Origin of the sequence: Psychrobacter sp. ANT_H3 (genome assembly GCF_027919975.1) — a bacterium.
In the GTDB taxonomy this organism is placed as follows: domain Bacteria; phylum Pseudomonadota; class Gammaproteobacteria; order Pseudomonadales; family Moraxellaceae; genus Psychrobacter; species Psychrobacter maritimus.
Genome location: NZ_JAQISM010000040.1, coordinates 1 through 6,059, shown reverse-complemented (window position 1 = coordinate 6,059; position 6,059 = coordinate 1). Strand labels below are relative to the sequence as shown.

The window sequence follows — 6,059 nt, the reverse complement described above, 5'->3', positions numbered from 1 at the left end:
GTGGCACCTTACAGTTAACTGTCATTTCAAATTGACTGTAAAAGTTCAGTTTGTTGAAGTGTTTTGCTAAGCAGCTACTTAAACTGTCTTATAGGCTTGCTAGGCATGCTAAGACAGTTATTAGGTACTTATGGGTAATTAGAGCCTAGAAGATGCTTAAACGAGCGCTAGAGAGCGATTATGATAGCAAAGGGAGAGGAAACGACCACAGTTATATAGAATTTTGCTAAAAAGAGGTTAATAACCATCTTTTTTATTCAAACAGTCTGTTATAAGTGGTTCCATTATGCCAGTCTGTTTTAAGTAGTCTGTTAATAGGTTTGAGGGGCTAAATAACTGGTTCCCTTGGGGTATACTGAAAATAAACTTGTCCTGTACCTGATTCCAGTAAAACACTCTCCGAAAATATCGAGACGATTCACGGTTGGTTACAGATAGTTTGGGTGTTATTTTTATCTCTATGCTTGATAGGCTTTATGAGCTTACCACAAATAATTTTTCATTCGGTCAGTCCTCGCTTTCATCCGACCAATTTTGACTCAACTCACTCACCAAACGACTCTCATCGCATTTAAAATCAATATAGTGATAGGTATTGGCAGGCAATAGCCAATCCTGCCCTGTCAGTGGACATTTTTGTTCCATATCTTCTGCCTGTGTCCAATCACGGTAATTCATTAGAAAATAATAGGTGGGTACACCTGTGCTTTGTTCAATGATACGGCACAATTCTCGACCTATTTTGCTATGCTCAGAATTGGGATTTTGCATTTGCTCTAAGGCAAAGGCTTCACTTACTGGTTGAGAACCAAGCCACAAACGATATAACGCTTCAGCCTGACGATACCATGACCACACATTATCATAACAAGGGTGATCAGGTTGGGTATATGGGATTTTATATAGAGGAATGCCTTGTAAGGTTACTCCATCTAGTAAAGGCGAACTCCAGCCCCAACGCAACATGTAAAATTCAGATTGCGTTGGTACGGCATAACGGGGAAGAGGATAGTCATGGTCTTCTCCGATATACAAGGTTTGAATGGGTTTACCTGCTAACTGTTCGATTTTATTGTGCATTTCTTGGGCATAGCTGTTCATATTTTTACGGTCAAGGGCATCCATTTCAGGACACACCACAGTCACGCGAGTAATATCATTTTGGCTAACAGCTAAATGATGGTTACGGGGTAATATTTGTCCGTTGCCTTCTAAATTTCCTAAATAACAAAATACATCATGGTCGTGGCTATCATCATCTTCAGCGATACCTGTATATTGGGGTATGATAATATCAAAGGCGTGCATTTTTATATCTCATGCTTAATTTATATTAAATATATTTGGGGATGTTGCTGTTGAAATTGGTTAAAGTGCTGTCTTGTAGTGTCAATTTAACCTATACCGTCAATGCCGTACACTCTAAATATTAATAATACTTAAACTACTTGATATTATAACTATAATTTTTCTTATCATATTTACCGAAATAAGGAACAGCTACATCCTTATGCACTGTATTATTACTATCAGTATATGTAATTACTATAGAGTCTTCGGTGTCAGAATATTTTATAGGATACTTAAATGATTGATTAGGAGATAAATTACCTATATTTTCTGATTTATTAGTGGTTTTATAAGTTAAATTAACCTTAGTTATATCTTCGGAGGTTTTGTTATTTATAATTAGCATCCCTTCTGATTCACTTTGACTGGAACAAGCCACAGTAATTAATGCACTTAAGCTAATTACATACAGTTTTCTTATTGAGGTCTTCACGAGCCAAACCTTTAGTTATTTTATTTAATACAAAATAATTCTATGCAAGAAATGCCACTCTCAACTTCTTAAGCCTATTGGAATGGCTGTATTACAAGAATTGTAAGTTTAATATTGAAAGTCTAACCTTCGTAAAATAAATGATTTAGCGAAAAAAAGTTGAGAGTTAAGCATAAAATGGAATCTTATTTTTCACCAAAGGAATTAGAAGATGTTAAAGAACCATTAGTTATAACTTTCATTTTGAGACTACCCTAAATTCTGTGTAACTATCTAGTTTTCTAAAATACTTCTTAAATTTTGTCAAAATGGCTTTATTAGCTCGAAAAACTAACTTTCTATACACCATGAAGTACACCGCGACTACCTAAATAACTCAATATACCAATATCATTAGCCTACAGCCTAAGGTTCTAGTCCTCACTAGGGAACCGAACCAGTGAAAGCACCTGATTGGTTGGTCATAGGTATAGTTAATTCAAGAAAGGTAACGATTAAAACTTGGCTGAACAGCGCTTAAGTCCATTAAATAATCAGTGTATCTTAGGGCTTTATTGTCATGAGTAATTATAATAACAGTAGTGAAGTTTTCTTTTATAAATCCAATTACTGCCAGCGCGTTCTTCTCATCAAGAGATGCAGTAGGCTCGTCTAAGATAACCACTGGTTTTCTTCTTAAGTAGGCTCTCAATATAGAAAGTCTCTGTAACTCACCGCCAGAAGCTTGATTTAACCAATCAGTCGACTCTGTTTTCAGAAAAGGAATAAAGTTCGTTAAATTAAGTGTGTTCAGCATAGAGATAAGTGTATTACGAGCAGGTAAGAGCGGATTACCGTAGTTTAAATTATCTAACAATGAACCTTTAAATAATAAGGGTTTTTGATTGACTACTGCTACTTGGGACAATACAAATTCACAATTAATAGCACTCATGCTATAGCCACCAAACTCAAAATGATCAAACTGTGTATCAGCAAGGTTCAAAAGCAATTTTATAAAAGTTGATTTACCACTACCGCTTTCCCCTATGATGCTATACCAATACCCTTCTTTAATATCCAAAGTTACCAGCTTACCCGTAGCGCCTATCTTCAAATTATTCATTGAATAGACAGACTTAGTAAAGTCAGCTTTTAACGTATTATCCATACCCCTATCTTCTGGTAAATCTAGATATTTGTAGACATCAGAAATAGCAATAACATCACCTTTTAGTTGGATTAACAATTGAGATAGCATAATAATAGGAGCTGATAATTGAATGATATAACCTGATATTAGAACAAAATCACCAGCTGTTAACTCGGATCCAGATATTTTAATGACAAGATATATGTTAGAGATAATGAGCAAAGAACCAATAAATACGACCTGAATTAACATCAGCTTTGCAGAGAGTAAGTTAGCTTTGAATATTTTGGAAACAAAGGTTTCACTAACGTCAGCTAAAATATTCAGCTCATGCTTATAGGTATTATTGGTCTTAATTTCAAATAGAAAACTTAGCTTATCAACTGCATGGGACATCATCATATTTCTAGCAGAAAATATAAGAGGATAAATTTTTTGCGTTTGACTAGCAAGCTTCAGTGCTACAAAAAAAGAAGCTATCAGGAATACATTAATAAATATGGATAATCCTATACTAACGCTTTTTGCTATTACTGCAAAAGCTACTAAAAACTGTACTAATACTGGAATCATCGACCAAAAAATAATATATATCACCTGACCTACAGAAGAACCAGCCCTGTCAACCTCTGCAACAAACGTCCCATTATCTATTTTTTCTTGATATTGATATTTAGTTCTAAATAGCTTGTTGGTAAAAAACTTATAAAGAGAACTTTCAATACTCGCAAGGAAGAAACTTGTAAAAGCACCTTTTATCCAATCTGATGCCTCATTTGCCGTCCACATTAACCCATAAAGTATTGCAAGTGCTAAAAGATAACTTAAAGGATGCGCAAAGAGTTGGCTTGCATCAGCACTATCAACAATTTTCTTAAGCACTAAAGGAATGAATGCAGATAGCAAAGAGATAGTTAATATGGTTAGGGTGATTAACAGAAAATGGATTGGCAAATTTTTATAGTTAACTCTAGCTATTTTGATACCTTTCTTTATTATCTGTATATCTTCTAAATAGTTATTTAGCATACTTCTACCTAAAATACTTTTTATTAATAAGCTCCTATAAAAGCCTATATTAATGTAGCTATTCCTTGAGTTCTTAGGTTATGGGTATTGATTTACAGAAATTATAGATAGTATCACGTTACTATAATCGCTATTAAATTACTAAATGAGTACTCAAATCATTGATGCCAATACCATAATTAGTGAAATAAAATGCTTTGACATATATAAGACCTCAAATTGTTAAACTAATTCAGAGTCTGCTTTATGTCCATTGTTATTTTTAATATCAGCTCTACCCCTAAGCCCCTTTACCAAATCTGCCATTAAATCCTTATCCGCCTGTCTGGTCAGGAAACTCAATAGGTTATCGGCTGTATATTCTTTTAAGCCATCTACTGAACCTTTCTCTAAAGCGTCCACAAGAAAAGCACCCAGTAGAATTTTTTGCCGTGTCAGCTTCTTATCTAGTTTCTGCTTCTCTCTATTTATTTTAAGCTCAAGCTCATTAATCTTCTGCTGTTCTTTTAAATCATTACCACCTAGTAAGCTCATATCATATCCTTAAATTATTAATTTTTTTTACTCACCTGACTATAGCAACTTTGCCAATACCTAACAACAGTTTATGATATAGTTATTTGACGTATGGTTACGTCCCACTGACTAAGTGCGAGTTTTCGACTTTACAAATGTTTATCCCTGTCGGTCACACATTTATAAAATCAAAACATCGGCAGGGGCACGCCCCCACACCCCCAACACTAAGAAAAGATATAGTGTTAAAAAAGAAAAAATCTGACTATCTAACTACCTTAAAATAGCGCTATATCTTACACTTTTTATATTTATAACCTAGCTTTTCGAGATAAGGTATATATCTCATTTGCTTATTTTCATCTGCTAGGTCGCTAGCAATAATAGCGGCAAATTCATCAGTACTTTTACCAATAGGTGCATTACTACCAAGCTCAGGTAATGCAGCTAATTTTTTACTGAACGTGCCTAACTGGTCAGCCGTCATTTTGATATAGACATTATCTTTGGCTATCGGCTCAGGTGCTTTCTTTTGTTTAAATGTGAAGGTAAAGCCAGTTATTACCCTGCCGGTTTTGTGCTGAACATAATCGGCTGTTATGTCAGTATGCTCATTAATTTGTTTCTTTGCATGATCTAAAACTCTAGCCTTGAAATTGTGCATTTCTTTGTACTGATCAGGCTTAACCCCTAGCTTTTTACGCAAGTCGTCAGTCGCTATCTTGTTGGTCTTGCCAACTGACTTCCATTGCATAATTAATTCGTAAAGTCTTATTGCGTACTCGCTCTGCAACTCGCTAACCTGCTTGAGATCGTATTCTGTGTATTGTTCGCTAAGTCTTGTTATCAGTGGGATAACATCATCGGTGAACTGCAATTCAATCATACCCGCTGTGTCAATATAACTTATCTTTTGCACCCAATTAACGAGGTGATGTACTGGTTTTCCTGTCTGCTTGTGAATATCGTCATATTCAAAGTAAGCATCAAATAAACCCCTAGTCGCACTTTTTAGCGCATCGTATGAAGTATGCTTTTCCACCTTGAATTGTTCTTGATAGCTACTTGCATGGATTTGCAGTACACCTCTAGCATCAATCAACTTATCTTGTGCCCTTGCTGCAACGATAGCCAAAAAGATAATACGCTGCTCAGGTATACCAAGCGAGTAACTGGCACTGATTAATTTATTGTCTTTTGTCACTAGCTTGCAGTTATCCATTATTCTCACTCATTGGTAGAAATCCTAAGTATTGTAAACCTATTCCAATACAAACTTCAACATACTGTAGTGATAAGGTCGATAGACGTAGTGGTATGGGTCGATAGACGTAGTGGTATGGGTCGATAGACGTAGTGGTATGGGTCGATAGACGTAGTGGTATGGGCTGTGAAAGCCACAACTGGCAAGGGCTGTAGCGGACGTAAAAGCTCTTAAAAGCTCTTAAAAACCTTAAAAACATAAAAACCTAAAATCACACAGTTAAATAATCCGTTATTAAGCATAAAATTTAAGACAATTTAAGAGATTTGCTAAGCTTATTTTTTTGATAAATTTAGGATCAGAAATTATCACATGCTAGGAATGGTTCAAGATTA

The 6,059-nt window shown here is 35.2% G+C and carries 5 protein-coding genes; all 5 read right to left on the bottom strand.

Annotated elements, in window-relative coordinates; translation table 11 throughout:
• Positions 1–507: 507 nt before the first annotated feature.
• Positions 508–1,308: a DUF2310 family Zn-ribbon-containing protein gene (locus PG901_RS13345; protein ID WP_114237944.1), complete on the bottom strand. Its 801-nt coding sequence runs from the start codon at positions 1,306–1,308 to the stop codon at positions 508–510.
• Positions 1,309–1,444: 136 nt separating this feature from the next.
• Positions 1,445–1,783 (bottom strand): hypothetical protein, encoded by a 339-nt coding sequence (locus tag PG901_RS13340; protein ID WP_181716576.1) that lies wholly within the window; start codon positions 1,781–1,783, stop codon positions 1,445–1,447.
• Positions 1,784–2,261: 478 nt separating this feature from the next.
• Positions 2,262–3,944: an ATP-binding cassette domain-containing protein gene (locus PG901_RS13335; RefSeq protein WP_181716579.1), complete on the bottom strand. Its 1,683-nt coding sequence runs from the start codon at positions 3,942–3,944 to the stop codon at positions 2,262–2,264.
• Between the two features lie 222 nt (positions 3,945–4,166).
• A complete protein-coding gene (locus PG901_RS13330) occupies positions 4,167–4,478 on the bottom strand; it encodes a mobilization protein MobS (protein WP_181716578.1) in 312 nt (103 codons plus the stop codon).
• 271 nt (positions 4,479–4,749) lie between these two features.
• Positions 4,750–5,682, bottom strand: a complete 933-nt coding sequence (gene repM, locus PG901_RS13325; protein ID WP_181716577.1) for a replication initiation protein RepM — start codon at positions 5,680–5,682, stop codon at positions 4,750–4,752.
• Positions 5,683–6,059: the final 377 nt, after the last annotated feature.

Coding starts and splice junctions, on each gene's coding strand:
- PG901_RS13345 (WP_114237944.1), bottom strand. CDS start 1,308: ATGCACGCCTTTGATATTATCATACCCCAATATACAGGTATCGCTGAA.
- PG901_RS13330 (WP_181716578.1), bottom strand. CDS start 4,478: ATGAGCTTACTAGGTGGTAATGATTTAAAAGAACAGCAGAAGATTAAT.
- repM (WP_181716577.1), bottom strand. CDS start 5,682: ATGGATAACTGCAAGCTAGTGACAAAAGACAATAAATTAATCAGTGCC.
- PG901_RS13335 (WP_181716579.1), bottom strand. CDS start 3,944: ATGCTAAATAACTATTTAGAAGATATACAGATAATAAAGAAAGGTATC.